Genomic DNA, 26,710 nt, shown 5'->3' with positions numbered 1-26,710 from the left:
CTCGGGCGGTGGCGGCACGGTGACCGCACCCGCGACAGCGCAGATCGCCGCGGCGACCGGCAGCGGGACCGTCGCGGTCCGCGGCCTCGCCACCCGGTCCGAGCGTCAGCCCCAGGCCCTCGGGGGCGCACCGCTTCCCGGAGGCGTCACGATCTACGAGACCAGCGGCAACGGCGTGCAGTTCGGCACCAACTCCACCTTCTCCGTTGGCGACTTCCAGGCGGCCCAGCAGGGCGACACCGTGACCGGCACGCTCGAGGTCTCGGGCTTCAATACCGGCAGCTCCTCCGCCACCCTGCGGCCCAACGGCAACTTCACCGGCGGCACCGCGATCACCGATGTCAGCGGAACCGGCGGCGCGACAATCAACGAGGCCGCGGGCTCCGGCGCGCCGACCGGGCAGTATAACGGCTCCACCGGCCCCGCGACGAGCACCGCGCTGCAAGGGGTCGTGGTCGCCTATATCGACGGCGACGACGCGGACAGCGACATCGACCTGGTGCAGATCGAGACGACGTCCGGCCAGGCCGGCAACGTGCAGTTCGACGAGGTCGGCATCTATTATGGCGGCGTCTTCGCCGATCAGGCGGCGGTCGACGCGGTCGCGGCCAGCGTGGGCGGCGGCACCGCCACCTACAGCCGGACCGATCCGGGCGGGCCGGACACCGCAGGCGTCTTCGTCGTCGCCACCTCCGAAGGGTCGCTGACCGGCTCGGAGTTCGAGGCCTATGCGGGCGACGTGTCGATCGACGTGAACTTCGGTACGGGCGACGTCAGCGGTCGCATCAGCCAGGTCAAGGACGCGGCCGCGGGTGTCGGCGTGGGCACGCTCGGCTTCGACGTGACGCTGACCGGCGCAACGTTGTCGGGCACCCACTTCGAGGGTGGCAACATCAACATCGTGAACGCAGGCACCAACACGGTCACCGACACCATGACCCGCTCGGCCATCAACGGGTCGTTCATGGGCACGGATGCTGACATGATCTCGGGCGTGTTCCAGGGCAACGGCACGCTCGGCGCGGGCTCCGCCCTGACCTCCGACCTCGGGGCCGCCGGGGGCGATCCGTTCTTCATCAACGGGCGCTTCACCGCCGACGAGTGACCGGGGCGTACTCCAACGAAAAAGGGCGGAGCCTCGGCTCCGCCCTTCGCATGTCAGAGGTTGGCGGGGATCACTCCAGCGCCGCCTCGATGCGCGAGGAGAAATCCTCGTAGCTCATGTTCCCGGTCAGCTCGCCGTCGATGACGAAGGAGGGCGTGCCGCCGATCTCGTGCTCGGCCATGTGGGACTGGTACTGGGCGACCAGCGCCTCGGCCATCTCGGCATCCTGCATGCACTCGTCCATCTGCGCCTCGGTCAGGCCAGCCTGCGCGCCGATCCGGCGCATCTCGGCGATCGCCTCGGGCGCGGTGTCGGCGCGTGCCCACTCCGCCTGCCGCTCGAACAGCAGGCCGATGATGCCGAAATAGCGCATCCCGTCATTGCAGCGCGCCAGCATTCCGCCCCACAGGCCCAGCCGGTCGAAATAGACCTCGCGATATTCGAACCGCACCAGGTCCTCGTCGATATAGTCCTCGCGCAGGCGGGGCAGCACGTCGCGGTGGAAGTTCGCGCAATGCGGGCAGGTCAGCGATGCATATTCGATCACATGAACCGGCGCGTCCTCGGAGCCGAGGAAGAACGTGCCCGGCCCCTCGGCGCCTGCGTCCTGTGCGAGTGCGGGCCGCGCGCCGCCGATCAAGCCGGTTCCCAGCGCCGCGCCGAAAGCAGCGGCACCCGCGATCACTCCGCGTCGGTCGATGATGATGCTCATGTCCTGTCCCCTTGGAGGCTAACGTCTCTTTGTCTCGATATTGGTACCTAGAGACATCAGGGCAGCGCGCAAGCCTTCATCCTCGACATCACAAAGGTCTGATTGCATGGCTTGCTCGCGCTCGGGCGACAGCCTGCGCGGGCGCGGCGCGAACTCCGCCTGCCCTTCCGCGAAGCCCCGCATCGCCTCGCCCGGCGCGGTCTGCGTCAGCGTCACGCGGCTGATCGCGCTGTAGCCGTAGCAGGCATTCACCCGGTCGATGATCGTCCGCGTCATCATCTGGACCTGCGGCGCCGCGGCCCCCGTGACCAGCACGGTCAGCGTCGCGCCGAAACCGGAGCGCGCGTAGCCGACCTTCAACGGCCTCGCGAGGCGCGCGATCTCCGGCCCGACGATCTCGTCCCAGTCGGTCAGCAGGCGTACATGGGCAAAGCCGCGCTTTTCCGACGCCGCGCGCAGGTGCGGCGCGATCAGGCTGCCGGCCTGCGTGAACTTCCAACTCCGCTTCGGCTGCGACTGCGGCGTCCTGCCCGGTTTGCGCAATGGTCCGACTCCCCCTAATGCTCCCGTCCTATCACCTACGGGGGGAGGCGGGGAAGATGGACGCGGCGGTTCTGCTCGACTGGTATGACGATCATGCGCGCGACCTGCCCTGGCGAGTGCCGCCGGGCAGCGTGGGCCGCGCCGACCCCTATCATGTCTGGCTGTCGGAGGTGATGTTGCAGCAGACCACCGTCGCTGCGGTCAAATCCTATTTCGCGGCGTTCACGACGCGCTGGCCGAAGGTCGAGGCGCTTGCCGCGGCCGAGGATGCCGATGTCATGGCCGCCTGGGCGGGGCTTGGCTACTACGCCCGCGCGCGAAATCTCCTGAAATGCGCCCGCGAGGTGGCGGCCCGCGGCGCCTTCCCGACGACGGAGGGCGAGTTGCTGACCCTGCCCGGCATCGGCCCCTATACCGCCGCCGCCATCGCGGCCATCGCCTTCGACCGGCCCGCCACCGTGCTCGACGGCAATGTGGAGCGGGTGATGGCCCGCGTGCACGCCGTGGAGGCGCCCCTGCCCGGATCGAAGGAGACGCTGCGCGCCCTCGCCGCCGCGCTGACCCCCGAGGTGCGGCCCGGCGACTACGCCCAGGCGGTGATGGATCTCGGCGCCACGATCTGCACGCCGCGCAAGCCCGCCTGCGCGCTCTGCCCCTGGCGCGACGGCTGCGCGGGACGGCTCGCGGGGATCGCCGAGACCTTGCCACGCAAGACCCCGAAGAAGCCCAAGCCCACGCGCCACGGCGAGGTCTACATCGCCCGCCGCCCGGATGGCGCCATCTTGATCGAGACGCGTCCGCCCAAGGGCCTGCTCGGCGGCATGCTCGCCCTGCCCACCTCCGATTGGTCGGACGCGCCCGCCCCCGCCCCGCCGGTCGAGGCCGACTGGCAGCGCATCGGCGAGGTGCGCCACACCTTCACCCATTTCCACCTTATCCTAGACGTCTTGCTGGCCGAGACGCCCGCCACGCCCACGCGCGGCCGATGGGTCGAGACCCCCGACCCCGCCGACCTGCCGACCCTCTTCGCCAAGGCCCTGCGGCTGACCCTCTGACGCATCCGGCATCCGGCATCCGGCATCCGGCATCCGGCATCCGGCATCCGGCATCCGGCATCCGGCATCCGGCATCCGGCATCCGGCATCGAATTGGGCAACACCCGTCGGCTGGTCCGACAACCCCTTTCTCCAAACTCCGCGAAGATTTCGAGCGGTCACGACGGCACGGTCCAGCCGTGCTCGGCATCACTCTCGCTGAACCGAGCGCCACCAGACGCGCCGTAGGGATCGACCGTGGTCGGCGGGCGGCTTCCAAGATCATCCCGCCCAAGCGGCCTCCCGGCCTGCAAGAGCCGGGCCGCATCCGGCGGCATGTCTGCTCCCGGCCCATCAAGGCTGCCCCGTCTCGCCTTGTGTCATGACAGCACGCCACCGATCTGCCCGGCCGCAGTCAGCTGCCATTGCCGCGCCGACCCTGCGTCGCCCTTCGGCGCGCCCCCACCGCGTGACTTGCCAGAACGCCGCGGCACGGCGCAAAATCCCGTGCAGCAGACCTCGGAGACCCGCCATGCCCGCGCCCGCGCTTCCCTTCTGGCTCGCCCTCTCGATGGTGCCGACCATCGCGCTCGCCGCATGGCTGGGCGGATGGTGGCTGCTGCTCGTCTCCGCCTACAGCATCGGCGTGCTGACCCTGCTCGATGCGGTGATGGAGCACGACACCTCCAACGCCGATCCGCAGACGCAGGAGAGGCACCTGTTCTGGCACAAGCTCGTCACCTGGGTCTGGCCGCCGATCCAGTTCGCGCTGGTCTTCGGCGGACTGTGGTGGGCCACGCGCCACGCGGCCTCGGCGGCGGAAGCGATCGGCCTGATGGCGGTGATCGGCGTCGCCTCGGGCGCGGTCGGCATCAACTTCAGCCACGAGCTGATCCACCAGCGCAACAGGTGGGAGCCTCGCCTGGGCGAGTTCCTGCTGACGATGGTGCTCTACGGCCATTTCCGCTCCGAACACCTGCTGGTGCACCACCGCTACGTCGCGACTCCGCGCGATCCGGTCACCGCGCGCTATAACGAGGGGTTCCACCGCTTCTTCCCGCGCGTGCTGTGGCAACAGGTCGTCAGCGCCTGGCAGGCCGAGGCTGCGATGCTGGCGCGGCGCGGGCAGTCCGCCCTTTCGCTGCGCAACCCGATGTTCCGCTACGCGGCCGCGTCGCTCACCTTCCTCGCCCTTGCCTTTGCGATCGGCGGCTGGGTCGGCGTCGGGCTGTTCTGCGTGCAGGCCATCGTCGCCATCCTGCACCTGGAGATGACCAACTACATCGAGCATTACGGCCTGACCCGGCGCCACCTCGGCGACGGGAAGTACGAACACGTCAAGCCGCACCATTCCTGGAACGCCAATCACCGCGCCTCGAACTGGTTCCTCATCAACCTGCAGCGCCATTCGGATCATCACTACAAGCCTGATCGGCGCTTCCCGCTGCTGCAAAGCTATGACGAGAGCGAGGCGCCACAGCTGCCCTTCGGCTACCCCGTCATGACGGTGCTCGCTACCTGTCCACCGCTGTTCCGGCGGGTCATGAACCCGCGTGTGCGCGCCTGGCGGCGGCGGTTCTATCCCGATATCGACGACTGGTCGGCCTACAAGTCCGCGACGAACCCGCCGCCGCGCTGACGCAAGGTCATCCTCGCACGGGCGCAGCGCTCGTCTAGCCTGACCCGAAAACGGGAGGGTGACATGGACGCGGACGCATTGATCGTGGGGGCCGGACTCGCGGGGCTGGTCGCGGCCTGCCAGTTGCTCGACGCCGGGAAATCCGTGCTGATCGTCGATCAGGAACCGGCGCAGAATCTCGGTGGGCAGGCGTTCTGGTCGCTGGGTGGGCTCTTCCTGATCGACAGCCCCGAACAGCGTCGCATGGGGATCCGCGACAGCCTCGAACTGGCCCGGCAGGACTGGATGGGCACCGCCGGGTTCGACCGGAACGAGGATGGCTGGCCGCGCCGCTGGGCGGAGGCCTATCTCGACTTCGCCGCGACCGAGAAGCGCGACTGGCTGCGCGCGCGCGGCCTGCGCTTCTTTCCCGTCGTCGGCTGGGCCGAGCGTGGCGGCGTCGACGCGGCAGGCTACGGCAATTCCGTTCCGCGTTTCCACATCACCTGGGGGACGGGGCCCAGCGTGATCGAGCCCTTCGTCGCCCGCGTGCGGCAAGCCGCGGAGGAGGGCCGCCTGCGCTTCGCCTTCCGCCACCGCGTCGACGGGCTGATCGTCACGAACGGCACCGTCGGGGGCGTGCACGGCGCCACGCTGGCTCCCGACGAGGCCGCGCGCGGCGCACGCACCAACCGCGACGAGACGGGCACCTTCGAGCTGCGCGCGCCTGTCACGCTGATTGCGAGCGGCGGTATCGGCGGCAACCACGAGAAAGTTCGCGAATACTGGCCCGCGCGCCTCGGTTCGCCACCCGATTTCATGATCTCCGGCGTGCCCGCGCATGTCGATGGTCGGATGCTCGACATCGCCGAGGGGCAAGGCGTCAGTCTCATCAACCGCGACCGCATGTGGCACTATGTCGAGGGGGTGCGGAACTGGGATCCGATCTGGCCGGCACACGGCATCCGCATCCTGCCCGGCCCGTCGTCGATGTGGTTCGACGCGGGCGGCGAGCGATTGCCGAGCCCGAATTTCCCCGGCTTCGACAGCCTGGGCGCGCTGGAACATATCGGGCGCACCGGGCAGCCCTACACGTGGTTCGTGCTGAACCAGGCGATCATCAAGAAGGAGTTCGCGCTGTCGGGCTCCGAACAGAACCCCGACCTCACCGGCAAGTCCTGGCGGAAAGTCCTCGGCCGCGCTGTCGGCAAGGAGGCGCAAGGTCCCGTCGAGGCCTTCAAGGAGCACGGCGAGGACTTCGTCGTGGCGAATACGCTGGAGGACCTGGTCGTCGGCATGAACCGCGTCGGCACGGTCGAGATCCCGCTCGACCGACTGCGCGAGCAGATCGAGGCGCGCGACCGCAATGCGGTCAACCCGTTCACCAAGGATGCGCAGATGGCCGCGATCCTCGCCGCGCGCAACTATCGCGGCGACCGGCTGATCCGCACCGCGAAGCCGAGCCCCATCCTCGATCCCGCGAACGGCCCGCTGATCGCGGTGCGCCTCAACATCCTGACGCGAAAGAGCCTCGGGGGGATCGAAACCGATCTCGACGCGCGCGCGTTGACGCCGACCGGCGAGCCGATGCCGGGGCTCTACGCCGCGGGGGAGGCGTCGGGCTTCGGCGGCGGCGGGGTGCATGGCTATCGCAGCCTGGAAGGCACGTTCCTCGGCGGCTGCATCTTCTCCGGCCGGGCGGCGGGCCGGGCGATGGCGCGCGCGATTTGACGAAAGCCTCGGCGCGGTCTTAACCGGATCCTCACCACTTCGTGCAGGAGTGGGCGAGCGGCGCAATGCCAGCAAATCTGCCATACGCGTGCCATACGCATGCCATACGCGTCGCAGACCTCGAAATCGCACCGATCACCCTTCCCGAATCACACCCATGTTCCTACTTTGTTCCAATCTAGGAGCCGAGTATGAACGATCTCTTTACGGACGATATCGACCCCGAGGCCCGGCGCGGTCGGGGGGCTGTGCGCAACCTGACGGGCCGTTTCGAGGTCGCGAGCTATCACCGCATGGCCGATGGGTGGGAGGAACAGGCGCAAACCCCTGTCACCACACGGGTTTTCGATGATCATCCCCGCCGCATCCTGACCCGCAACACCTCGCCCGACGTGCCCTTCGACCGCTCGATCAATCCGTACAAGGGGTGCGAACACGGCTGCATCTACTGCTTCGCCCGGCCCACCCATACCTATCTGGGGATGAGCGCGGGGCTCGACTTCGAAAGCCGCATCTTCGCCAAGCCGCGCGCCGCGCAACTGCTTGAAGATGAACTGAGAAAACCCGGCTATAAACCCGCCACCATCGCCATCGGCACCAATACCGACCCCTACCAGCCGATCGAGAAGGAGCGGCGGATCATGCGGGAGGTGCTGGAGGTGCTCGACGCCTACAACCACCCCGTCGCCATCGTCACGAAAGGCGCGCTGGTCACGCGCGACACCGACATCCTGGGACGCATGGCCCGGCGCGGTCTGGCGAAGGTGGCACTGTCGCTGACGACGCTCGACAACCGCCTGTCGCGGCGGATGGAGCCGCGGGCGAGCGCGCCGCAGGTGCGGCTAAGGGCCATCGGCGCGCTGGCGCGGGCGGGCGTCCCGACCGGCTTCATGATGGCGCCGATCATTCCCGCGCTCAACGATCACGAGATCGAGAAGGTCGTCGAATCGGGCGCGCGGGCCGGGGCGACATGGTGCTCCTCGGTCGCGCTGCGCCTGCCGCACGAGGTGTCCCCGCTGTTTCGCGACTGGCTGCAGGAGCATTATCCCGACCGCGCGCACCGCGTGATGGCGCAGGTACGCGAGATGCATGGCGGTAAGGATTACGACGCCGAATGGGGCAAGCGCATGACCGGCGAGGGCGTCTACGCCAACCTGATCGCGCGCCGGTTCGAGGCGGCGGTGAAGCGGCACGGGCTGAGACGGCGGACCGCGCCGCTCGACTGCTCCCGCTTCGCGCCGCCGCCGCGGGCCGGGGACCAGTTCACACTTTTCTAACGAATTGCTGCCAGAAAGGCGGCGCGGTAAGGGTTGGCATGGTCCAGCTGCCCGATCCAGATTTCGACGCCCGCTTCGCCGGGTCCGGTCCCGTCTGCGGGGTGGACGAGGTCGGACGTGGCCCCTGGGCCGGGCCGGTGGTGACGGCGGCGGTGATCCTGGGGCCCGACGCGCCGGCGGGACTGCGGGATTCCAAGACGCTGAGCGCGGCGCAGCGGCTGAGGCTCTATGACGCGATCCTCGACAGCTGCGACGTCGCAATCGGGCGGGCCGAAGTGGAGGAGATCGACGAGGTCAACATCCTGCAGGCGAGCCTGATCGCGATGGGACGGGCGGTTACCGGACTGCGCCGCCGCCCAGCAATTGCGCTGGTCGACGGCAACCGCCCCCCGCCGGGCCTCGCCTGCCGGGTCGAGACGGTGGTGAAGGGAGACACGCGCTCGCTGTCCATCGCCGCCGCATCGATCGTCGCCAAGGTGACACGGGATCACGAGATGGTGGCGCTTTCGCAACAGTTCCCCGGCTACAGCTGGGAGACGAATATGGGATACGGCACGAAAGCGCATCGAGAGGGCCTCGCATCCTATGGCGTGACACCACATCATCGGCGCAGCTTTCGCCCCGTACACAAGATATTGGTTCAAGACAATTATTTAACCCACTGATTCGATTGAAAATTGACACCGATTCGGTCGCTCGGCATTTTTGGACGAACACCAAGAAAAGAGGGCAGACACGATGGCGATCCGGCAAAAACCCGCGACGGGGGACCTCCCGCTCGACAGCATTCTCGCGGGCGATTGTGTTGCACAAATGAATGCATTGCCGGCCGAGTCGGTCGATCTGATCTTCGCCGATCCGCCCTACAACCTGCAGCTCAAGGGCGATCTGCACCGGCCCGACAACAGCCATGTCGATGCGGTCAACAACGACTGGGACAAGTTCAACAGCTTCGCCGCCTATGACCGGTTCACCCGCGAATGGCTTGCCGCCGCACGCCGGATCCTGAAGCCGAACGGCGCGATCTGGGTGATCGGGTCCTATCACAACATCTTCCGCGTCGGCGCGGCGCTTCAGGATGAGGGATTCTGGATCCTCAACGACGTGGTCTGGCGCAAGTCGAATCCGATGCCGAACTTCCGCGGCAAGCGGCTGACCAACGCGCATGAAACGATGATCTGGGCGGGCAAATCCGACCAATCGAAATACACCTTCAACTACGAAGCGCTGAAATCGCTGAACGAGGGCGTGCAGATGCGCTCCGACTGGGTGCTGCCGATCTGCAATGGCGGCGAGCGGCTGAAGGACGAGAATGGCGACAAGGCACACCCGACGCAGAAGCCCGAAAGCCTGCTGCACCGCGTGCTGATCGCCTCGACCAAGCCGGGCGACGTGATCCTCGACCCGTTCTTCGGCACCGGCACGACGGGCGCGGTCGCCAAGCGTCTGGGCCGCCATTACATCGGCATCGAGCGCGAAGCCGCCTATCGCAAGGTCGCAGCGAAGCGGCTGGAGGCCATCCGCCGCTACGACCGCGATGCGCTGCAGGTCACGCAGTCGAAGCGCGCGCAACCCCGCGTCGCCTTCGGCACGCTGGTCGAGCGCGGGATGCTCAAGGTCGGCACGGAGCTTCAGTCGCTCAACGGCCGTCACAAGGCGAAGGTGCGGGCGGACGGCACGCTCGTCGCCTTCGACACCAAGGGATCCATCCATCAGGTCGGCGCGGTCTTGGAGGGCGCGCCGTCCTGCAATGGATGGACCTACTGGACCTTCAGGCGAGGGGGGGAATGGCTGCCGATCGACGTTCTGCGACAGCAGATCCGATCGGAGATGGCGCCCGCCTGATCTGCCCGGTTTCGCTGCTGCTTGCGAAGCCCACTGCCCCGTCGGTTCGCCCGGCGGGGTCTTTTGGTCAGAGCGCGCCGCGATCATCCTCGTCGCGCCGGACCCAGGTCGAGTTGGCGAGCCGCGTGGCCAGCGGCGCCACAGTCAGGCCCTGCACGATGATCGAGAAGATCACCACGCAATAGGTCGCGCCGAGGATCAGCGGCTTCCACTCGCTGTCGGGCAGGGCGAGCGCCAGCGCGATGGAGATGCCGCCCTTCAGCCCGCCCCAGGTCATCACCGGGATCACGTCACGCTCCTGCCTGCGGAAGGGGCGCAGGATCAGGACCGGCACCGCCACGGCGGCCAGCCGCGCGATCAGCGCGATCACGATGGCCGCGGCACCCGCCCAGATCAGGTCGGCGTCGAAGGTGATCGCGAAGACCTCCGCCCCGATCAGCAAGAACAGGACCGCATTGAGGATCTCGTCGATCAGCTTCCAGAACCCGTCGACATATTCGCGGGTCAGCTCGCTCATCCCGTAACGGGTACCGACATGGCCGATCAGCAGCCCCGCCACCACCGCCATGATCGGCGCGGAGACATGCAGCGCGAGGCTGAGCGAATAGCCCCCGAAGGCGAGGCCCAGCGTCAGCAGCACCTCCAGCGAATAGTCGTCCACCCGCTTCATCAGCTGGAAGGTCAGCCCGCCGAGGAGCCCGCCCAGCACCGCGCCGCCCAGCGCCTCCTGCACGAAGAGCACGACTGCACCGCCAAGCCCGGCCGCGTGACCGTCATCGGCCGGAAAGGCGAGGGCGACCAGCACGAGGTAGACGACGTAGCCCACCCCGTCGTTGAACAGGCTCTCGCCCGCGATCTTGGTCTCCAGGCTCTTGCGCAGGTTGGCCTGGCGCAGCACGCCCAGCACGGCGACCGGATCGGTGGGGGAGATCAGCGAGCCGAACACCATCGCGATCAGGAGCGGCATGCCGGTCAGCAGGGTGAAGGCCGTGCCCGCGATCACGGTGGACAGACCGACGCCGATCGTCGCCATCAGGAAGACCGGCAGCGCCTGCCGCTTGAGCGACTCCAGATCGACATGCAGCGCGCCCGCGAAGAGCAGCAGGCCCAGCATGCCCTCCAGCAGTGCGTCGGAAAAGGCGATGCCGGTGACGGTCGTGCGCAGGGTCTCCGCGATGCCCGAGGAGGGCAGCAGCGCGTCCGCACCAAGCATCAGCAAGGAAGCGATCAGCGCGACGACCAGGATACCGATGGCCGAGGGCAGCTTGAGATAGAGGTAGTTCACCGTGCCGAACAGCCCTGCCAGCACGATGAGGACCGAGGTGATCTGAAGGATGTCCATGCGCGCGCTCCCGTCCTGATGCGGGACCGTCCTAGCCGGAAACGCCCCGTGCGCCTAGACCAGTGGCACGACCATTCCCGCAACGCCCTGCATGGCACCCTCGACCAGTTCGCGGGCCAGCAGCCGGTCTGGATTGGTCGGCGGGGGATATTCCAGCCTCTCCGCCAGATCGCGGCGGAAACCGAAGCGGGTGTAATAGGGCGGATCGCCGACGAGGATCACCCTCTTCCACCCCAACGAGGGCGCGAGGTCGAGCGTATGGCGCATAAGCAACCCGCCCAGCCCCTCACCCTGCCGGGTCGGGTGCACGGCGATCGGGCCGAGCAGCAGCGCGGGCGCGTCCCCCGCCAGCACCGGCCAGTAGCGGATGGCGGCGGCCAGCGTGTCGTAGTCGTCGCGGACGGTCCAGCTAAGGCCCTCGACCGGCGGCCCCGCGCGCAGACGATAGCTCGACAAGGCGGTGCGTCCGGGCGCGAAGGCGGTGTCGTAGAGGTACTCGACCTCGTGCGTGGACTCGGGGGTTTCTGGCAAAAGGCGCATGGGATGGGGCTCCGCGGATCGGACAAGGGGCGTTTCTTCGGCTCCTATCCTCGTCGCATCCCTGGCTCCCGGCGCTTTTCGGTTACATATTGCCGGGCTAACACGCGGGACCCGGACCGCCAAGACCCGCGAAGGAGGGATCATGTTCTACCGCCCCGAGGATGGCCACGGCCTGCCGCACAACCCGTTCAACGCCATCGTCACCCCGCGCCCCATCGGCTGGATCTCGACCCGCGGCGCGGACGGGTCGGAAAACCTCGCGCCCTATTCCTTCTTCAACGCTGTCGCCTACGTGCCGCCGCAGGTGATGTTCGCCTCGACCTCGGCTAAGCCGGACCGCGACGGGACGAAGGACAGCGTGTCCAATATCCGCGAGACCGGAGAGTTCTGCGTAAACATCGTCGCCTTCGAGATGCGCGACGCGATGAACAAGACCTCGGGCCCCTGGGGTCGCGAGGTGGACGAGTTCGAGCATGCGGGGATCGAGCGCGCGGCCTGCGAAACCATCGCCTGCAGCCGCGTCGCCGCCGCGCCCGCGGCACTGGAATGCAAACTGACGCAGATCGTGGAGTTGCCAGGCGAAGCGAACTTCACCGTCTTCGGCGAGGTGACTGGGGTGCACATGCGCGACGACTGCATCGTCGACGGCATCTTCGACGTGCTCGCCTTCAATCCCTTGGCGCGGATGGGCTATCGCGACTACACCACGGTCAGGGAGAAATTCTCGCTGGCCCGGCCCGGCGACTGAATTTCGGATTCGTCAAAAATATCCTCGCGCGGCAGCGCGAAACCGCATCATCACGCGAAAGGTCGGCACATGAGCGACACCGTCATCGGCATCATCGGCGGCTCCGGCCTTTATGACATCTCCGGCCTAGAAGGCGCGGAGTGGGTTCAGGTCGACACGCCCTGGGGCGCGCCGTCGGACCAGTTCTTCACCGGCACGCTGGACGGCGTGAAGATGGTGTTTTTGCCCCGGCACGGGCGCGGGCATGTGCACACGCCGTCTTCCGTTCCATATCGCGCCAATATCGACGCGATGAAGCGGCTGGGCGTCACCGACCTGTTCAGCCTGTCGGCGACCGGCAGCTTCCGTGAGGAGATGGCGCCAGGCGATTTCGTGATCGTCGATCAGTTCATAGACCGGACCTTCGCGCGGGAGAAGTCGTTCTTCGGTCCCGGCTGCGTCGCGCATGTCTCGGTCGCGCATCCGACATGCCCGCGCCTGTCCGACGCGGCGGAGACGGCGGCGAAGGCCCAGGGGATCACTGTGCATCGCGGCGGGACATACCTCGCGATGGAGGGGCCGCAATTCTCGACGCTCGCCGAATCGAAGATGTACCGCGAACAATGGGGCGCGGACGTGATCGGCATGACCAACATGCCCGAGGCGAAGCTCGCGCGGGAGGCGGAGCTTTGCTACGCCTCCATCGCCATGGTCACGGATTACGACAGCTGGCATCCCGACCACGGCGAGGTCGACGTGACCAAGATCATCCAGACGCTTATGGGCAATGCCGACAAGGGTCGCGGCCTCGTCGCGCGGCTGCCGGGGCTGCTGGGGGCCGAGCGCGCGCCCTGCCCGCATGGCTGCGACCGCGCGCTGGAATTCGCGATCCTGACCCAGCCCGACAACCGCGATCCCGAGATGGTCAGGAAGCTCGACGCGGTTGCGGGACGGATGCTCTAGGCGCGGCGCGCAGGGCCTGCATCGCGGCGGGCAGGATGCACAGGGCCGACACGGCTGCCGCGGCGCCAAGGCCATAGCTCTCGAAGATCGGCCGGAACAAGGTGACGCCGATCGCGACGCAGATATAGGTCGTGGCGGAATAGAGCCCCAGGATCGCGCCGCGCCGCGCTGGGTCGAGCGCGGACAGCCGCGCGACCAGAAGCGTCATGGCGAGGTGGTTGACCAGACCCCAGGCGAAGCAGACCGCGACCAGCGGCCAGAAGCTGCCGACGCTCAGCGCGAGGCCGAGGTAGATGCCGGTCAGCAGGAACAGGATGCGCGGCGCCATGCGCGCGGCCCCCATCCGGTCGATCACCCGGTCGAGCAGCACGGCGAGTCCGAAGCCGCTGCCGTAGCTGAGCGGGATCAGTCCTGTCGCCGCGGCGGAGCGCTCCAGCACGAGCTGCACATGCGGCCCGATCCAGGTGTAGAGCCCGTAGAACGCCATCATGAAGGTCGCGACGCCGAAGAGCGCGGGCCGGATGCCGGGTGTGCCCAGCGCGACGAGCGGGGACACAGTGCGCCCGTCGATCGGCGCTCCCCGGCCCCTCAACCTGATCTGGAGGCCGAGGCAGATCAGCACGCCCAGGACCGCCAATGCGATGTAGACGATGCGCCAGTGCAGGTACTCCGACACCGGACCGGCGACACTTACGCCGGCCACCAGTGCCAGTGTCCAACCGGTCAGGACCAGCCCGAGGGTCGCGGCCTCCTCGCCGGGATGCGCCACCTCCGACGCGAGCGAGTAGATCGCGGGCAGAGCGGCCCCTGCGGCGATTCCGGCCAGAACCTGCGCCGGGACCAGGATCGCCACCGTCGGGGCGGCCGCGCTGAGCATCAGGGCGAGCGCGAGCATAACGAGCGACAGGACCACCACCCGCCCGGCTCCGATCCGGTCGACCTGTGGCGCGAGGGTCAGCGCGCTGACCGCGACCGCCAATCCGTACCCGGCGGAAGCCGTCAGGACCGCCCCAGTCTCGGAGCCGAGATTGCCCGCCACCACCGGTGCGATGGGCCCGAGCACGAGCGAGTTCGCCCCGACGACACCGACGGCGGCGGTCAGCAGCAGGGGCACGGGGCGCAAGACAGCCATTTCAGTCTCCTTCCAAGCGTTACCTGCTGGGTTGCATTGGAGCGCGCGACTGACAATCATTATTCGATGCTTTGGCCGTAGCGCCGAACGAAGTTAGGTAAACCTGGGAAAGAGGCATGATCCTGGACGATATCGACCGAAGATTGTTAGCGGCGCTGACCGAGGATGCGGCGCAGAGCTATGCCAGGCTGGCCGAGCTGGTCGGTCTGTCGGCTCCGTCGGTCCACGAACGGGTGCGCAAGATGCGGGCGGCGGGTGTGATTCGCGGCACCGAGACGCGCATCGATCCGGAAGCGATCGGCAAGACGTTGCTCGCCTTCGTCCATGTCGACACCAGCGGGTGGGGCAAGTCGCCTGCGCTGATGGCCCTCGCGGATCTGCCAGAGATCGAGGAGATCCACTCCGTTACCGGCGATACCTGCATGTTGCTGAAGGTTCGCGTCGCGGGCAGCGAGGCGCTGGAAGGATTGCTCGCCCGAATCTACGCGATCGATGAGGTCGTCTCGACCCGCAGCTATGTCGCGCTGTCGACCTACCTGGAACGGCCGCCGCAAGCCGGGATCAGTGCCGAGTTGAAGGCGGATCGGCGGGGCTAGCCGTTCTCCTCGACGAAACGGCGCATGAAGTGGCGAATCTCTCGCGCGGCGGAGGTGTCCATCTTCTCGCAGAGCTTCACGAAGGCGTCCCGCTCCTCCTTTTCGACCCGGATCAGGAGCTGGCTGGCCTTCTTGCCCGCCTTCTTCTCCGCTTTTTTATCACTTTTTTTATTCACTTGTCCGGCTCGACCCTTGAAAGCATATCGAATGTATATACCCTGTATAGCACAGAGATAACGGGCCCCGCCTTCGGGGTCTACATGGAGGATGAGTAGCATGAATATCGCCGCCGCACAGGCCATCGTAATCCGCGACCGCCGCGACTGGAACAAGCCGCACCTGCCCTGGCTGCCCGGCAGCCTGTATCGCAAGTTCCGCGACCGTTTCCGCTGACGCCTTGCGTCCCCGACCGCGCTGCGCGAAAAGCGGCAGGATGCAGCCGGGGACGTCACGATGAAGACAATCGAAGATTACATCCGCACGATCCCGGATTTCCCGCATGAGGGCATCCTGTTCCGGGACGTGACCACGCTGTTCAACGATCCGCGCGGGTTCCGCATGGCCGTGGACATGCTGCTGCACCCGTTCGCCGGTCAGCCCATCGACCATGTCGCGGGGCTGGAGGCGCGGGGCTTCATCCTAGGCGGCGCCGTGGCGCACCAGCTGGGGATCGGCTTCATTCCAGTCCGCAAGGCAGGCAAGCTGCCGCATGAGCGGATCGCGCAGGACTACACGCTCGAATACGGCACCGCCACGGTCGAGATGCACACCGATTCGCTGCAACCGGGCGAAAGCGTGCTGATCGTGGACGATCTGCTGGCGACCGGCGGCACGGCGGAGGCCGGGATCAAGCTGGTCGAACGGCTGGGCGGCAAGGTCGCGGGCTGCGCCTTCGTCGTCGATCTGCCCGATCTGGGCGGGCGCAAGCGGCTGGAGGCGCTTGGTGTCGAGGTTCACGCGCTCTGCACCTTTGAAGGCGAATGAGCCCGCCTCCTTAAGACGCTGTTAACCCGCTTCCCGCAGACAGGATACTTCCCTACCCAAGGGATGCTGCTTGCCGGGCCTCGGTCCGTTCCGGTGTTCCCCCCTACCCAAGGGGAACACCGGAGACCACGGCACCGGGGTTGAGGATGCCGTTCGGGTCGAGCGCCGCCTTTATCGCGCGCTGCGCCCTCAGCCGCCCGGCATCGGAATAGCGGTCGAGATCTGGCGCCTTGAGCCGCCCCACCCCGTGTTCCGCGCTCACCGATCCCCCAAGGTCGTGGGCGAGGTCGTGCACCGCGCGCTGCACCGGCGCGCTCTCGTACTCGGCCCGGTCGCGCCCCGGCGCGGGGAAGACGTTGTAATGTAGGTTGCCGTCGCCGACATGGCCGAAGCAGTTGATGCGCGCATCGGGCAGGACGCTCGCCACGACCTCCCGCCCCCGCTCCACGAATTCGGGCAGGCGCGACAGCGGCACGGAGATGTCGTGGGAGGAGATCGAGCCGGTCAGGCGGTTGGCCTCCGGGATCGTCTCGCGGATCGTCCACAGCGCGTCGGCCTGCGCGTCGGACTGCGCGAGGACGGCGTCGGTGATCGTCCCGCTCTCGAAGCCCGTGGCCAGCGCGTCCTCCAGCGCCTGAGCGATACCCGCCTGCCCGCCGACCTCGACCAGCACCATCCAATCGGGGCGGGTTTCGAGCGGATGCGCGAGATCGGAAAAGTGCTCGGCCAGGAAGTCGAGCCCCTGCCGATGGATGAGCTCGAAGGCGGAGACGACCTCTCCCAATTCGCCCTGCAACCGGTGCAGCAGATCGAGCGCGGCGGCCGGGCTTTCGACGGCAAGAAAGGCGACGCCCCTCTCCGCAGGGCGCGGCAGCAGCCGCAGGCTGGCCGCCGTGATGATGCCGAGCGTGCCTTCGGAGCCGACCAGCAAGTGCCGCAGGTCGTAGCCGGTATTGTCCTTGCGCAGCCGTTTCAGGTCTCGAATCACCGTGCCGTCGGCCAGCACCGCCTCGATCCCGAGGACCAGATCGCGGGCGTTGCCGTAGCGCAGCACGCCCGAGCCGCCCGCGTTGGTACCGAGCACACCGCCAATGCGCGCGGTGCCTTCAGAGGTGATGGAGAGCGGGAAAAGCCGCCCTGCCTTCTCTGCCGCTTCCTGCACTTGCAACAGGGTCACGCCCGCCTCCACCACGATCGTGCTGTCATCGGGCACGATGTCGCGGATCCGGTTCATGCGTTCGAGCGACAGGATGACTGCCCCCGGCCCCTCGTGGATCTGGCCGCCGACGAGGCCGGTGCCGCCGCCATAGGGAATCACGGGGACCCGCTCCTCGTTGCAGATGGCGAGGATCGCGGCGACGTCAGCGACCGTTCCGGGGCGCAGCACGGCTTCCGCCTGGCCGCGCCACTTGCCGCGCGGCTCCTCCAGGTAGTTCGGGGCAGGCGCGTCGATCCGCGTGTCGGCGGTCGCGGCGGCGATACGGTCGATGAGGGCGGGGGTGGCGGCGTTCAGCGTCATGGTTCGACAGATAAGCCGACCGGGACGCGCCGTCACCCGTCGTCGCGCACGAGATGGGGCCACAGGGCCGCGTTGCGCCGGGCGAAGGCGCCGATATGCCCGATCTTCGCAAGCCCGACATCCTGCGGGTCGATCTCGCGAAAGCTGGTCCGCGCGCGCGGATAATAGTCGGCGAGGCGCGCGACACGCGCTGACGGCATCATCGGGTCGTCGGAGAAGCCGATAAGCTCGACTTTCGCGACAATCCTTTCGGGCTCAGGCCACGGCAGCACGCCGCCATAGTCCGGGCGATAGAACCGGCGGTCGGTGCACCACCGTCGCCACTGCCAGAACACGCCCGCAGGAAGATCGGCGTTGAAGCCGAAGGATTTGCCCGGCAGATATCCGCAGACCTGCGTCGCGATCGGTCCGACTAGGAACCAGAACGCGATGACGACCGGCATGAAGCTGAACGGATGCGTCGGCCAGTAAGCCGGACCGGACGCGATGGCGATATGCCGGGTCACGCGATCGGCCTGTGCGTGGAAGGGCAGGCAGAACCCGCCCATCGAGTGACCGATGATCCAGACCGGCAGATCGGGAAAGCGCGCGATGGCGTGGTCCAGCATCGCGGACTGGTCGGTCACGCCCCAGTCCGCCATCGTGGCGCGGGATCGCGAGACGGGGCCTTCGGCCGACCAGCCCATATCGCGATAGTCGTAGATCAGGACATGCACATGCCGTTCGGCCATCAGCCAGTCGGCGAAGGCGGCGTAGTAGCCGGCAGGCACGCCGGCTGCGGAATGGATGATCGCCACGGCACGTGGGGCCGCGGCTTCACGCCATTCGCCAACCAGCCCTGCGCCGTCTTCGGTCGTGATCTTCACTCGCATGCAGGTGATGCTACGCGTCGCGCCGATACCAGCAAGGGCGCATGAAACGACCTGCCCCGACGTCGCCCTGCGCGCTGCCGCCGGGGGTTCCCCCTGCGCGTCCTCTCGGCTAATCCTCTGCCGTCCAGGCATATGTCCCCGAAGGAGGGCCCCATGCGCTACATCTCGACCCGCGGCAAGGCGCCCGAGCTGACCTTCGAGGAGGCGATGCTGACCGGACTCGCCCGCGATGGCGGGCTCTATGTTCCGGCGGAATGGCCGCAGTTCGACATGGAAGAGATCGCGGCACTGGCGGGCCTGCCTTACGAAGAGGTCGCGTTCCGGGTGATGAAGCCCTTCATCGGCGACACGTTCGACGACGATGCCTTCCGGGGAATCATCGAGCGGGCCTATGCGGGGTTCGGCCACGCCGCGCGCTGCCCGTTGATCCAGACTGGCCCGAACGACTGGCTGCTGGAGCTGCATCACGGCCCGACGCTGGCGTTCAAGGATGTGGCGATGCAGTTGATCGGGCAGATGTTCGAGGCGTCGCTGACCCGTTCGGGCAAGCGCGTCACCATCGTCGGGGCGACCTCGGGCGACACCGGATCGGCCGCGATCGAGGCGTTCCGCGGGCTCGATGCGGTCGACGTGTTCATCCTCTATCCGCATGGCCGGGTCAGCGAAGTGCAGCGCCGCCAGATGACGACGCCGTCCGAGGACAACGTGCATGCGCTGGCCATCGACGGGGATTTCGACGACTGTCAGGCGCTGGTGAAGGACATGTTCAACGACCTCGCCTTCCGCGACCGGGTGGGGCTGGCGGGCGTCAACTCGATCAATTGGGCGCGGGTGCTGGCGCAGGCGGTATATTACTTCACCGCCGCCACGTCGCTGGGCGCACCGGCTCGCAAGGTCAGCTTCACCGTGCCGACCGGTAATTTCGGCGATATCTTCGCGGGCTACGTGGCCAAGCGGATGGGTCTGCCCATCGACCGGCTGGTGATCGCCACGAACCAGAACGACATCCTGCACCGGACGTTGGAGAGCGGGCGGCATGAGAAGGAGGGCGTGACCCCTTCGATCAGCCCGTCGATGGACATTCAGGTCTCCTCGAATTTCGAGCGGCTGCTCTTCGACCTCTACGATCGGGAAGGCGAGGCCGTCGCGCAGTTGATGGGCGAGCTGAAGGACAACGGTCGGTTCGCCTTGTCGCAAGGTGCGCTCGACCGGCTGCGCGACGAGTTCGATTCGGGTCGTGTGGGGGAGGACGAGACCTCGGCGGAGATCCGGCGCATGGCCACCAGCACCGGCCATGTCCTTTGTCCGCACAGCGCCATCGGAACCAAGGTCGCGCACAATCACGGCGGCACGTCGCCTATGGTCACGCTCGCTACCGCCCATGCGGCCAAGTTTCCCGACGCGGTGGAGGCGGCCTGCGGCGTCCGGCCCGACTTGCCGCCGCGCGTGTCGGACCTTTATGAACGCGAGGAACGGGTGACGCGGCTGCCCGCAGATCTCGCCGCCTTGGAACGCCATATCGAAGAGGCCCGATGACCGTCCAGCTCCACCGCCTGCCCAACGGCGTCCGCGTCGTCACCGAGAACATGCCCAGCATGAAGAGCGCGACGCTCGGCGTCTGGGTAACGGCGGGAGGACGGCACGAACGGGCCGAACAGAACGGCATCGCGCATTTCCTCGAACACATGGCGTTCAAGGGAACGGCGCGGCGCTCCGCGCTCGACATCGCCGAGGCGATCGAGGACGTGGGCGGCTATATCAACGCCTATACCAGCCGCGAGATGACCGCCTATTACGCGCGCGTGCTGGCCGAGGATGCCGACCTCGCGCTCGACGTCATTTCCGATATCGTGCTGAACCCCGTCTTCGACCCGCGCGAGATCGAGGTGGAGCGGGGCGTGATCCTGCAGGAGATCGGGCAGGCGCTCGACACGCCGGACGACATCATCTTCGACTGGTTGCAGGAAACGGCCTATCCCGACCAGAGCTTCGGCCGGACGATCCTCGGGCCATCCGAGCGGGTGAAGGCGTTTTCGCGCGCCGATTTCGAAGGCTTCGTGGCGGAGCAGTACGGCCCGCAGAACCTGATCGTCGCCGCCGCGGGCGGAATCGACCACGACCGGATCGTGCGGCTGGCCGAGGAGGCGTTCGGCCACCTGACGCCGCGCCCCCGCCCCGCGGTCACGCCCGCCGCCTTCCGCGGAGGGGAGCTGCGCGAGATCAAGCCGCTGGAGCAGGCGCATTTCACTTTCGCGCTTGAGAGTTCGGGCTACCGCGCGAACGACGTATACGATGCGCAGGTCTATGCGGCGGCGATGGGGGGCGGCATGTCCTCGCGCCTGTTCCAGGAGGCGCGGGAGAAGCGGGGCCTTTGCTACACGATCTTCGCGCAACCGGGATCCTATGCCGATACGGGCATGCTGACGATCTACGCCGGAACCAGCGGAGACGAGATCGGCGGTCTGGCCGAGTTGGTCGTGGACGAGTTCCGCCGATCGACCGAAGACATGACCGAGCGCGAGATCGCGCGGGCGAAGGCTCAGATGAAGGCAGGGCTGCTGATGAGTCTCGAAAGCCCGTCGAGCCGTGCGGAACGGCTGGCGCGGCTGCTGGCGATCTGGGACCGGGTGCCGACGTTGGAGGAGACGGTCGCACGCATCGATGCGGTCAGCGCCGACAGCGTCATGGACCACGCGCAGCGGCTGATCGGCGCGGGACGCGGGGCGATGGCGCTATACGGCCCGGTCGACGGCGCAGCGCCGCTCGACGTCCTGACCGACCGGCTGGCGGCCTGAGCCCATGTTCGGCCGCGCAAGGCCCCTGCGGATCGAGAGCGAGCGGTTGCTGCTGCGCCTGCCGCGGATCGAGGATCACGTCGCCTGGGCCAAGCTCAGGATCGACGGGGAGAACTACCTCGCCCCGTGGGAGCCGATCCGGTCGCGCGATCACCTGACGCGCGGGGCGTTCAGAACGCGCTGCACCTGGGCCGCCCGCTCGGCCCGCGACGACAAGGCGCTGCCGCTCTTCATCTTCGACAAGTCGGACGAGACACTGATGGGCGCGATCACGCTCGACAACATCCAGCGCGGCCCCGCGCAGTTCGCTACGATTGGCTACTGGATGGGCCAGCCCTTCATCCGCAATGGATATATGCAGGAGGCGGTGCGCGCCACCGTCGCCCATGCCTTCGGCCGCCTCGATCTCAGCCGGGTCCAGGCGGGCTGCCTGCCCGAGAACGCGGCCTCGCGCCGCGTGCTGGAGAAATCTGGCTTCAAGTACGAAGGCGTCGCGCAGAATTACCTCAGGATCGCCGGGGAATGGCGGACCCATGTGCTCTACGCTGCCTTGCGCGAGGATCGGCGCGGAAAGGGATAACGTCAGGCGCTGCCCGCAACCCGGTGCAACATGGCGGGATCGACGCCGATCCGGTCGAGGCATATCGACCAAAGTGCGGTCCGCGGCGTGGCGAAGACAAGCTCGCGATCCGCTTCGAGTACCAGCCAGGATCCGTCGCGCAACTCCCCCTCCAACTGATCGGACGCCCAGTTGGAGTAGCCGAGCGCCAGAAGCGCATCCGCGGGGCCCGTTCGATCGACGAGCGCGCGCAGAACCTCGACATGGCCGGTCAGGCTGCACCAATCCGTGACCTTGACGGTTGCCTCGGGTTGATCGTAATCGGGCGAATGCAGCACGAAGCCGCGGCTCCGCTCCACCGGGCCGCCGACGCGCAGCGGAATGTCGGGGACGATGTCGGGTTTGCCCACGTCGAGCTGTTCGACGATGTCGGCGAAGCGCACTCCGTTGGCTGGACGATTCACCACGACACCCATCGCGCCGTTGTCCGAATGCGTGCAAACCAGAACCACCGCCTCGGCGAAGCGGGGGTCGGTCATTCCCGGAGCCGCGATCAGCAGCTGGCCATCGAGAAAGGGAGATTTTACATCGGTACGCAACATGTGAGGTGATCTGTCCCGACGGGACCGGGCGTCAAGCGGGGCGGAATGCCGCTCTTGTGATTTTCCATTCCGGTTCACCGCGGTATGTGGAAGTGGAAATCCCGGAACAGGACACCCATGCAGATGAAGTTCGCGCTCGGCGCCCTTGCCCTGTTCGTAGCAGCTGCGACGGCACAAGCTCAGACCGACAATCCCTACTCTCAGGTCAGGATCGTGGAGGGTCACATGCTGGCCGATGGACGGTATCTGGCCGGTGTGGAGATCGCGCTCGCCCAAGGTTGGAAAACTTACTGGCGAGAGCCGGGCGAAGGCGGCATTCCCCCGTTCTTCGACTGGTCGACATCGACGGGCGTTGCGATCTCGGCTGTCGAGTGGCCCGTTCCGGAAATCTTCGAGACCTACGGCCTGCGTTCGCTCGGCTACCGCGACCGGGTGCTGTTCCCGATGATCTTCGACGTGCTGGGCGATGCGTCCGAAGCCGAGCTTCGCCTGTCGCTCGATTACGGGCTGTGCTCGGATGTCTGCATCCCCGCGACGGCGACGGCCACCCTGCCGGTCGATCTCGATGCGCGCAGGAACGAGGCCGCGCTGGCCGCGGCGCGCCATCAGGGAAACGGCCCGCAATCGGTCGAAGTCGCCTGCGACGTGGTTCCGGCGGCGGGCGCATTCCGCCTCGACGCGCTCGCCCGCCTGGACGGCATGGCGGATGCGCGAACCGTCGCCGTCTTCGAGACGCCGGACCCCGATCTGTGGATCGGCACGGCCGAGCGGGTCGAGCAGGGTGACGGTCAGCTCTTCAGCGCGCCGATGGACTGGTTCGGCGACGGGGCGTTCGCCTTGTCGCGCGAGACGATCAACACGACCTTCGTCAATTCGGGCGAATGGGTCGTGACCGTCGAGGGGTGCTGAGGGCCACCGCCGCGAAGGTGACCGTCAGGATCGCGGCGAGCCCTGCGCCAAGCGCCACCGCGAATTCGACGAAGCCCGCGACCGGCAGCTCGACCAGCCCGGCCGAGGCGGCCAGCAGGACCCCGGTGAACCCGACCGCGAAGAGCGCGCCGAAGACGAGAGAAACCCGCGCCCCGCGCGGCAGATGACGTCCGCCCAGTCCGCGCCGCGTCGCGCGCGCAAGACGGCCCAGATCGCCCTGCACGCCGATGATGGCGGGCACGATCAGCAGCACGAGGAACATGCCGAAGCCCAGCCCGTAGCACAACGTGATGACCGTGGGCTTGAGGAACTGCGCCTGCAAGCTGGTCTCGGTCAGCAGCGGTGCGAGACCCAGCACCGTGGTCAGGGTGGTCAGAAGCACGGGCCGCAAGCGATCGCACACGGCGTCGATGGTGGCGGGCAGGATGCCACGGCTTTTCGCGTACTCGTCGATGGTTGTGATCAGGACGATGGAATCGTTGATGATGATCCCGGTCATGCCGAGCAGGCCGACAACGGTGAACATGCTCAGCGGGACGTCCTCGACCCAGTGGCCGAAGATCGCACCGATCAGGCCGAAGGGGATGATGGCCATGACCACCATTGGGCGCGACCAGCTCGAGAAGATCCAGCACAAGGTCAGGTAGATCCCCAACATGCACAGCGCGAAGCCGATCAGCGCGTCGGACAGGAACTCGCGTTCCTGCTCGGCCAGGCCGGTCATCAGGTAGTCTACCCCGAACTGTCCGGCGATGCGCGGCAGGACCTCGTCCCGGATGGTCGCCGTGGTCTCCGAGGCCAGTGCGGGGTCGTCCTCGCTGATCTGGCCCGTCAGTGTCAGGATGCGCTGGCCGTTCTCCCGCCGCACGGTCGAGAAGCCTAGCTGCTGGCGGACCGTCACGACCTCCGACAGCGGTACCCAGTTGCCAGAAGGCGTACGCACGCGCGTGCGTTCGACGAAATCGGCGGCCAGTTCCTCCTCGGGCACTTGCACGGTCACGCTGCCCGACCGGACACCGGCCGGGAAGGTGAAAGCCTCGATCCCGCCGAGGCGCTGGCGCAGTTCGCGCCCGATCCCCTCGGTCGTCAGGCCCAGCGCCGCCCCGCGGGGGGTAAGGTCGAGGATCAGCTCGGTCTTGTCATAAGGCAGGTTGTCCTCAACCGCCGAAACGGCGGGGAAGTCCTGCAGGGCGGCCTGCAGGGCCTCGGACGCGGCCTTGAGAACCTGTGCGTCTGCACCGAACAGCTCCACCGACAGGCCATCGCCGCCCGGCCCCGACCCCCATCGGCGGAAGCTCAGAACCTCCAGCCGCGGAAGGCGGACGATCTCGTCCTCGATGGCCTGCTGGATGTCGCGCGCGCTGTATTCGGGCCTGAGATCGGCGTCGAGCAGTTCCAGCGAGATCGAGCCGAGCAGGTCCGCATCCTTCTGATCCGCACCCGAGATGCCGCGTCCGCTGCCGCCGCCGACCTGCGCGATGGCGTAGACGATGGGATCGCTGCCGTACTCTTCCTCGAACCGCGCGCTGACGGCATCGACGGCGCGCTGGATCTCGATGACCATCTCGACGGTATCGTCGCGCGTGGCCCCGTTGACCATCGCGATGTTGCCCGTCAGCTCCGACTGTTCGGGCGCGTTGAAGAAGCGCCAGACCACCTCGCCCGAGAAGAACAGCGACAGGACCAGCGACAGCAGGACGAAGACGCCCGCCAGCACGGGATAGCGCAAGTAATGCACAGCGCGGATGAAGGGGCGGAACAGCCCGCGATTGACCCGGTCGAAACCGCGGTTGAACCAGTAGGACGGCAGATCGTACCAGCGCGTCCGCCCCTGCGCGGCCAAGGCGTGGCGCATATGTGCGGGCAGGATCACGAAACATTCCACGAGGCTCGCCGCCAGCACGACCGACACCGTGAACGGGATGTCGGCGATCAGCGAGCCGAAGCGCCCCCCGATCACCACCAGCGCCGAGAAGGCGATGATGGTCGTGATGGTCGAGGACAGGACCGGCAGGCTCATCCGCTGCGCGGCATTGGTCGCGGCGTCGACCGGGCTTTCGCCGAGATGTCGGTGCCGGAAATCGGCATGCTCCCCCACCACGATCGCGTCGTCCACGACGATGCCGAGGCAGATCAGCAGTGCGAACAGCGAGATCATGTTGATCGTCAGCCCGAAGGCGTACATCAGCGCGATCGTGGCCAGCATCGCTACCGGAATACCCGCCGCGACCCAGAACGCAGTACGCGCCGACAGGAACAGGAACAGCAGTCCGACGACCAGCGCCAGACCGACGAGCCCGTTTTCGAGCAGTATATCGATGCGGTCGGTGATCGCCTCCGCCCGCGTGTTCGTCAGCGTGATGCTGACACCGGCCGGCAAGGTGGGGCGCATCTCGGCCGCCACCTCTTCGACCAGCGCCTGCATCTCGATCGCATCGCCCGCATCGGAGCGATCCACCCTGACCGAGACGGCGGGATCCGCTCCGACATAGAAGGCTTCCGCCCGGTCGGCGCCCTCCTCGACCACGGTACCCAGATCGCGCACTTTGAGCGCGGATCCGTCGGCGCGGGTGCGCACGGTGATGTCGCCGATCTCGTCGACGCTGCGCCGCTCGACGCCGGTGCGGATACGGGACGCGCCGCCCGCCATGTCGCCCGCGGGATCGGTCCGCGCGCCTGCTCCGATGGCCGAGGCGATCTCGGACAGAGTGATGTCGTTCCGGATCAGCGCCGCTTCCTCGACGGTCACGGTGACGGCGGGCGCGGCGATCCCGCTGATAGAGGTTCGCGTCACGCCGACGTCGAAAAGCCGCGCCACGAACTCGTCCGCGTAGCGGCCCAGCTGCGTCACACCCACCGGTCCGGTCAGGACCACGTTCGTCACCCGGTCGCGCCAGGCCCCGCGCCGGATCACCGGCTCGTCCGCCTCCTGCGGCAGCGTCGTGACCGAGGCGACGGCCGTTTCGACATCCGCGGCACCGCGTGCCATGTCCCAGCCCGGCTCGAATTCGAGGCTGATGCTGGCCGAGCCCTCGGTCGCGCGGGCCGAGCTGCCCAGCACGCCCTCGACCGCCAGCAGCGCGGGCTCCAGCGGGGCGACGATGGCGTTATCGACATCCTCGGGCCCCGCGCCATCCCATCGGACCGACACGGATACGCTGTCCACCACCACGTCCGGGAAGAACTGGGCCCGGATCTGCGTCATCGCGGCCAGTCCGAGCGCCACCATGATGACCAGCAATAGGTTCGCGGCCGTCCGGTGCCGGACGAAGTAGCCGATCATC

The 26,710-nt window shown here is 67.5% G+C and carries 25 protein-coding genes; 15 read left to right on the top strand and 10 right to left on the bottom strand.

The window, feature by feature from the left end; translation table 11 throughout:
- Positions 1–1,105, top strand: a 1,105-nt coding sequence (locus RX333_RS03145; protein WP_316013459.1) for a hypothetical protein, incomplete at its 5' end; no start/stop codon positions are given.
- A 70-nt stretch (positions 1,106–1,175) separates the two neighbouring features.
- Here RX333_RS03145 and RX333_RS03140 read toward each other — a convergent pair.
- Together RX333_RS03140 and RX333_RS03135 are read right to left on the bottom strand one after the other, a co-directional pair.
- Entirely contained in the window at positions 1,176–1,817 is a 642-nt protein-coding gene (locus RX333_RS03140; RefSeq protein ID WP_316013458.1) for a DsbA family protein, read from the bottom strand.
- 18 nt (positions 1,818–1,835) lie between these two features.
- Entirely contained in the window at positions 1,836–2,360 is a 525-nt protein-coding gene (locus RX333_RS03135) for a DUF721 domain-containing protein (protein WP_410056038.1), read from the bottom strand.
- Positions 2,361–2,416: 56 nt separating this feature from the next.
- Here RX333_RS03135 and RX333_RS03130 point away from each other — a divergent pair, with 56 nt between their 5' ends.
- The 6 genes from RX333_RS03130 (at position 2,417) to RX333_RS03105 (ending at position 9,865) form a co-directional block, all read left to right on the top strand.
- Positions 2,417–3,415 (top strand): A/G-specific adenine glycosylase, encoded by a 999-nt coding sequence (locus RX333_RS03130; RefSeq protein WP_316013457.1) that lies wholly within the window; start codon positions 2,417–2,419, stop codon positions 3,413–3,415.
- A gap of 511 nt (positions 3,416–3,926) precedes the next feature.
- Positions 3,927–5,033 (top strand): alkane 1-monooxygenase, encoded by a 1,107-nt coding sequence (locus RX333_RS03125; protein WP_316013456.1) that lies wholly within the window; start codon positions 3,927–3,929, stop codon positions 5,031–5,033.
- Positions 5,034–5,096: 63 nt separating this feature from the next.
- Entirely contained in the window at positions 5,097–6,743 is a 1,647-nt protein-coding gene (locus tag RX333_RS03120) for an FAD-binding dehydrogenase (protein ID WP_316013455.1), read from the top strand.
- Positions 6,744–6,934: 191 nt separating this feature from the next.
- On the top strand, positions 6,935–8,020 hold the full coding sequence (locus RX333_RS03115; protein ID WP_316013454.1) for a PA0069 family radical SAM protein: 1,086 nt from the start codon (positions 6,935–6,937) through the stop codon (positions 8,018–8,020).
- A gap of 38 nt (positions 8,021–8,058) precedes the next feature.
- Entirely contained in the window at positions 8,059–8,685 is a 627-nt protein-coding gene (locus tag RX333_RS03110; protein ID WP_316013453.1) for a ribonuclease HII, read from the top strand.
- 73 nt (positions 8,686–8,758) lie between these two features.
- Positions 8,759–9,865, top strand: coding sequence for a site-specific DNA-methyltransferase (locus tag RX333_RS03105; RefSeq protein ID WP_316013467.1), 1,107 nt, complete (start codon positions 8,759–8,761; stop codon positions 9,863–9,865).
- Positions 9,866–9,932: 67 nt separating this feature from the next.
- Here RX333_RS03105 and RX333_RS03100 read toward each other — a convergent pair whose 3' ends face one another.
- Both RX333_RS03100 and RX333_RS03095 read right to left on the bottom strand, forming a co-directional pair.
- Positions 9,933–11,207 (bottom strand): sodium:proton antiporter, encoded by a 1,275-nt coding sequence (locus RX333_RS03100; RefSeq protein ID WP_316013452.1) that lies wholly within the window; start codon positions 11,205–11,207, stop codon positions 9,933–9,935.
- Between the two features lie 54 nt (positions 11,208–11,261).
- Positions 11,262–11,747, bottom strand: a complete 486-nt coding sequence (locus RX333_RS03095) for an N-acetyltransferase (RefSeq protein WP_316013451.1) — start codon at positions 11,745–11,747, stop codon at positions 11,262–11,264.
- A gap of 142 nt (positions 11,748–11,889) precedes the next feature.
- On the opposite strand from RX333_RS03095, the gene RX333_RS03090 reads away from it, so the two are divergent.
- Both RX333_RS03090 and RX333_RS03085 read left to right on the top strand, forming a co-directional pair.
- Positions 11,890–12,495: a flavin reductase family protein gene (locus RX333_RS03090; protein WP_316013450.1), complete on the top strand. Its 606-nt coding sequence runs from the start codon at positions 11,890–11,892 to the stop codon at positions 12,493–12,495.
- A gap of 69 nt (positions 12,496–12,564) precedes the next feature.
- Entirely contained in the window at positions 12,565–13,437 is an 873-nt protein-coding gene (locus RX333_RS03085; protein ID WP_316013449.1) for an S-methyl-5'-thioadenosine phosphorylase, read from the top strand.
- Here the strand turns inward: RX333_RS03085 and RX333_RS03080 are convergent.
- On the bottom strand, positions 13,400–14,569 hold the full coding sequence (locus tag RX333_RS03080; protein WP_316013448.1) for an MFS transporter: 1,170 nt from the start codon (positions 14,567–14,569) through the stop codon (positions 13,400–13,402). The genes RX333_RS03085 and RX333_RS03080 overlap by 38 nt on opposite strands.
- 116 nt (positions 14,570–14,685) lie before the next feature.
- Here RX333_RS03080 and RX333_RS03075 point away from each other — a divergent pair, with 116 nt between their 5' ends.
- Positions 14,686–15,165 carry an Lrp/AsnC family transcriptional regulator gene (locus RX333_RS03075; RefSeq protein ID WP_316013447.1) on the top strand — a complete coding sequence of 160 codons (480 nt, stop codon included), beginning with the start codon at positions 14,686–14,688 and terminating at the stop codon, positions 15,163–15,165.
- Here RX333_RS03075 and RX333_RS03070 read toward each other — a convergent pair.
- Positions 15,162–15,341 carry a hypothetical protein gene (locus RX333_RS03070; RefSeq protein WP_316013446.1) on the bottom strand — a complete coding sequence of 60 codons (180 nt, stop codon included), beginning with the start codon at positions 15,339–15,341 and terminating at the stop codon, positions 15,162–15,164. The two genes, RX333_RS03075 and RX333_RS03070, sit on opposite strands and share 4 nt — an antisense overlap.
- Positions 15,342–15,618: 277 nt before the next feature.
- Here RX333_RS03070 and RX333_RS03065 point away from each other — a divergent pair, with 277 nt between their 5' ends.
- On the top strand, positions 15,619–16,149 hold the full coding sequence (locus tag RX333_RS03065; protein ID WP_316013445.1) for an adenine phosphoribosyltransferase: 531 nt from the start codon (positions 15,619–15,621) through the stop codon (positions 16,147–16,149).
- A gap of 103 nt (positions 16,150–16,252) precedes the next feature.
- On the opposite strand, the gene RX333_RS03060 is transcribed toward RX333_RS03065, so the two are convergent.
- Positions 16,253–17,668 (bottom strand): FAD-binding oxidoreductase, encoded by a 1,416-nt coding sequence (locus tag RX333_RS03060; RefSeq protein WP_316013444.1) that lies wholly within the window; start codon positions 17,666–17,668, stop codon positions 16,253–16,255.
- A 32-nt stretch (positions 17,669–17,700) separates the two neighbouring features.
- Entirely contained in the window at positions 17,701–18,540 is an 840-nt protein-coding gene (locus tag RX333_RS03055) for an alpha/beta fold hydrolase (protein WP_316013443.1), read from the bottom strand.
- Between the two features lie 153 nt (positions 18,541–18,693).
- On the opposite strand from RX333_RS03055, the gene thrC reads away from it, so the two are divergent.
- The 3 genes from thrC to RX333_RS03040 are packed head-to-tail and all read left to right on the top strand — an operon-like array spanning position 18,694 to position 21,915.
- Positions 18,694–20,076 carry a threonine synthase gene (gene thrC, locus RX333_RS03050; protein WP_316013442.1) on the top strand — a complete coding sequence of 461 codons (1,383 nt, stop codon included), beginning with the start codon at positions 18,694–18,696 and terminating at the stop codon, positions 20,074–20,076.
- On the top strand, positions 20,073–21,335 hold the full coding sequence (locus tag RX333_RS03045; RefSeq protein WP_316013441.1) for a pitrilysin family protein: 1,263 nt from the start codon (positions 20,073–20,075) through the stop codon (positions 21,333–21,335). The genes thrC and RX333_RS03045 overlap by 4 nt, the downstream gene beginning before the upstream one ends.
- Positions 21,336–21,339: 4 nt before the next feature.
- Entirely contained in the window at positions 21,340–21,915 is a 576-nt protein-coding gene (locus RX333_RS03040; protein ID WP_316013440.1) for a GNAT family protein, read from the top strand.
- Positions 21,916–21,917: 2 nt separating this feature from the next.
- Here the strand turns inward: RX333_RS03040 and RX333_RS03035 are convergent, their stop codons facing one another.
- Positions 21,918–22,496, bottom strand: coding sequence for a YqgE/AlgH family protein (locus RX333_RS03035; protein WP_316013439.1), 579 nt, complete (start codon positions 22,494–22,496; stop codon positions 21,918–21,920).
- Between the two features lie 117 nt (positions 22,497–22,613).
- On the opposite strand from RX333_RS03035, the gene RX333_RS03030 reads away from it, so the two are divergent.
- Entirely contained in the window at positions 22,614–23,405 is a 792-nt protein-coding gene (locus tag RX333_RS03030; RefSeq protein ID WP_316013438.1) for a protein-disulfide reductase DsbD domain-containing protein, read from the top strand.
- Here the strand turns inward: RX333_RS03030 and RX333_RS03025 are convergent.
- Complete coding sequence (locus RX333_RS03025) at positions 23,365–26,709, bottom strand: efflux RND transporter permease subunit (RefSeq protein WP_316013437.1); 3,345 nt, start codon at positions 26,707–26,709, stop codon at positions 23,365–23,367. The two genes, RX333_RS03030 and RX333_RS03025, sit on opposite strands and share 41 nt — an antisense overlap.
- Position 26,710: the final 1 nt, after the last annotated feature.

Origin of the sequence: Roseobacter sp. HKCCA0434 (assembly GCF_032464675.1) — a bacterium.
GTDB lineage: Bacteria > Pseudomonadota > Alphaproteobacteria > Rhodobacterales > Rhodobacteraceae > Pontivivens.
This window is presented reverse-complemented; position numbering and strand designations above follow the sequence as displayed.

Coding starts and splice junctions, on each gene's coding strand:
- RX333_RS03140 (WP_316013458.1), bottom strand. CDS start 1,817: ATGAGCATCATCATCGACCGACGCGGAGTGATCGCGGGTGCCGCTGCT.
- RX333_RS03130 (WP_316013457.1), top strand. CDS start 2,417: ATGGACGCGGCGGTTCTGCTCGACTGGTATGACGATCATGCGCGCGAC.
- RX333_RS03125 (WP_316013456.1), top strand. CDS start 3,927: ATGCCCGCGCCCGCGCTTCCCTTCTGGCTCGCCCTCTCGATGGTGCCG.
- RX333_RS03120 (WP_316013455.1), top strand. CDS start 5,097: ATGGACGCGGACGCATTGATCGTGGGGGCCGGACTCGCGGGGCTGGTC.
- RX333_RS03115 (WP_316013454.1), top strand. CDS start 6,935: ATGAACGATCTCTTTACGGACGATATCGACCCCGAGGCCCGGCGCGGT.
- RX333_RS03110 (WP_316013453.1), top strand. CDS start 8,059: ATGGTCCAGCTGCCCGATCCAGATTTCGACGCCCGCTTCGCCGGGTCC.
- RX333_RS03105 (WP_316013467.1), top strand. CDS start 8,759: ATGGCGATCCGGCAAAAACCCGCGACGGGGGACCTCCCGCTCGACAGC.
- RX333_RS03100 (WP_316013452.1), bottom strand. CDS start 11,207: ATGGACATCCTTCAGATCACCTCGGTCCTCATCGTGCTGGCAGGGCTG.
- RX333_RS03095 (WP_316013451.1), bottom strand. CDS start 11,747: ATGCGCCTTTTGCCAGAAACCCCCGAGTCCACGCACGAGGTCGAGTAC.
- RX333_RS03090 (WP_316013450.1), top strand. CDS start 11,890: ATGTTCTACCGCCCCGAGGATGGCCACGGCCTGCCGCACAACCCGTTC.
- RX333_RS03085 (WP_316013449.1), top strand. CDS start 12,565: ATGAGCGACACCGTCATCGGCATCATCGGCGGCTCCGGCCTTTATGAC.
- RX333_RS03080 (WP_316013448.1), bottom strand. CDS start 14,569: ATGGCTGTCTTGCGCCCCGTGCCCCTGCTGCTGACCGCCGCCGTCGGT.
- RX333_RS03075 (WP_316013447.1), top strand. CDS start 14,686: ATGATCCTGGACGATATCGACCGAAGATTGTTAGCGGCGCTGACCGAG.
- RX333_RS03065 (WP_316013445.1), top strand. CDS start 15,619: ATGAAGACAATCGAAGATTACATCCGCACGATCCCGGATTTCCCGCAT.
- RX333_RS03060 (WP_316013444.1), bottom strand. CDS start 17,668: ATGACGCTGAACGCCGCCACCCCCGCCCTCATCGACCGTATCGCCGCC.
- RX333_RS03055 (WP_316013443.1), bottom strand. CDS start 18,540: ATGCGAGTGAAGATCACGACCGAAGACGGCGCAGGGCTGGTTGGCGAA.
- thrC (WP_316013442.1), top strand. CDS start 18,694: ATGCGCTACATCTCGACCCGCGGCAAGGCGCCCGAGCTGACCTTCGAG.
- RX333_RS03045 (WP_316013441.1), top strand. CDS start 20,073: ATGACCGTCCAGCTCCACCGCCTGCCCAACGGCGTCCGCGTCGTCACC.
- RX333_RS03040 (WP_316013440.1), top strand. CDS start 21,340: ATGTTCGGCCGCGCAAGGCCCCTGCGGATCGAGAGCGAGCGGTTGCTG.
- RX333_RS03035 (WP_316013439.1), bottom strand. CDS start 22,496: ATGTTGCGTACCGATGTAAAATCTCCCTTTCTCGATGGCCAGCTGCTG.
- RX333_RS03030 (WP_316013438.1), top strand. CDS start 22,614: ATGCAGATGAAGTTCGCGCTCGGCGCCCTTGCCCTGTTCGTAGCAGCT.
- RX333_RS03025 (WP_316013437.1), bottom strand. CDS start 26,709: ATGATCGGCTACTTCGTCCGGCACCGGACGGCCGCGAACCTATTGCTG.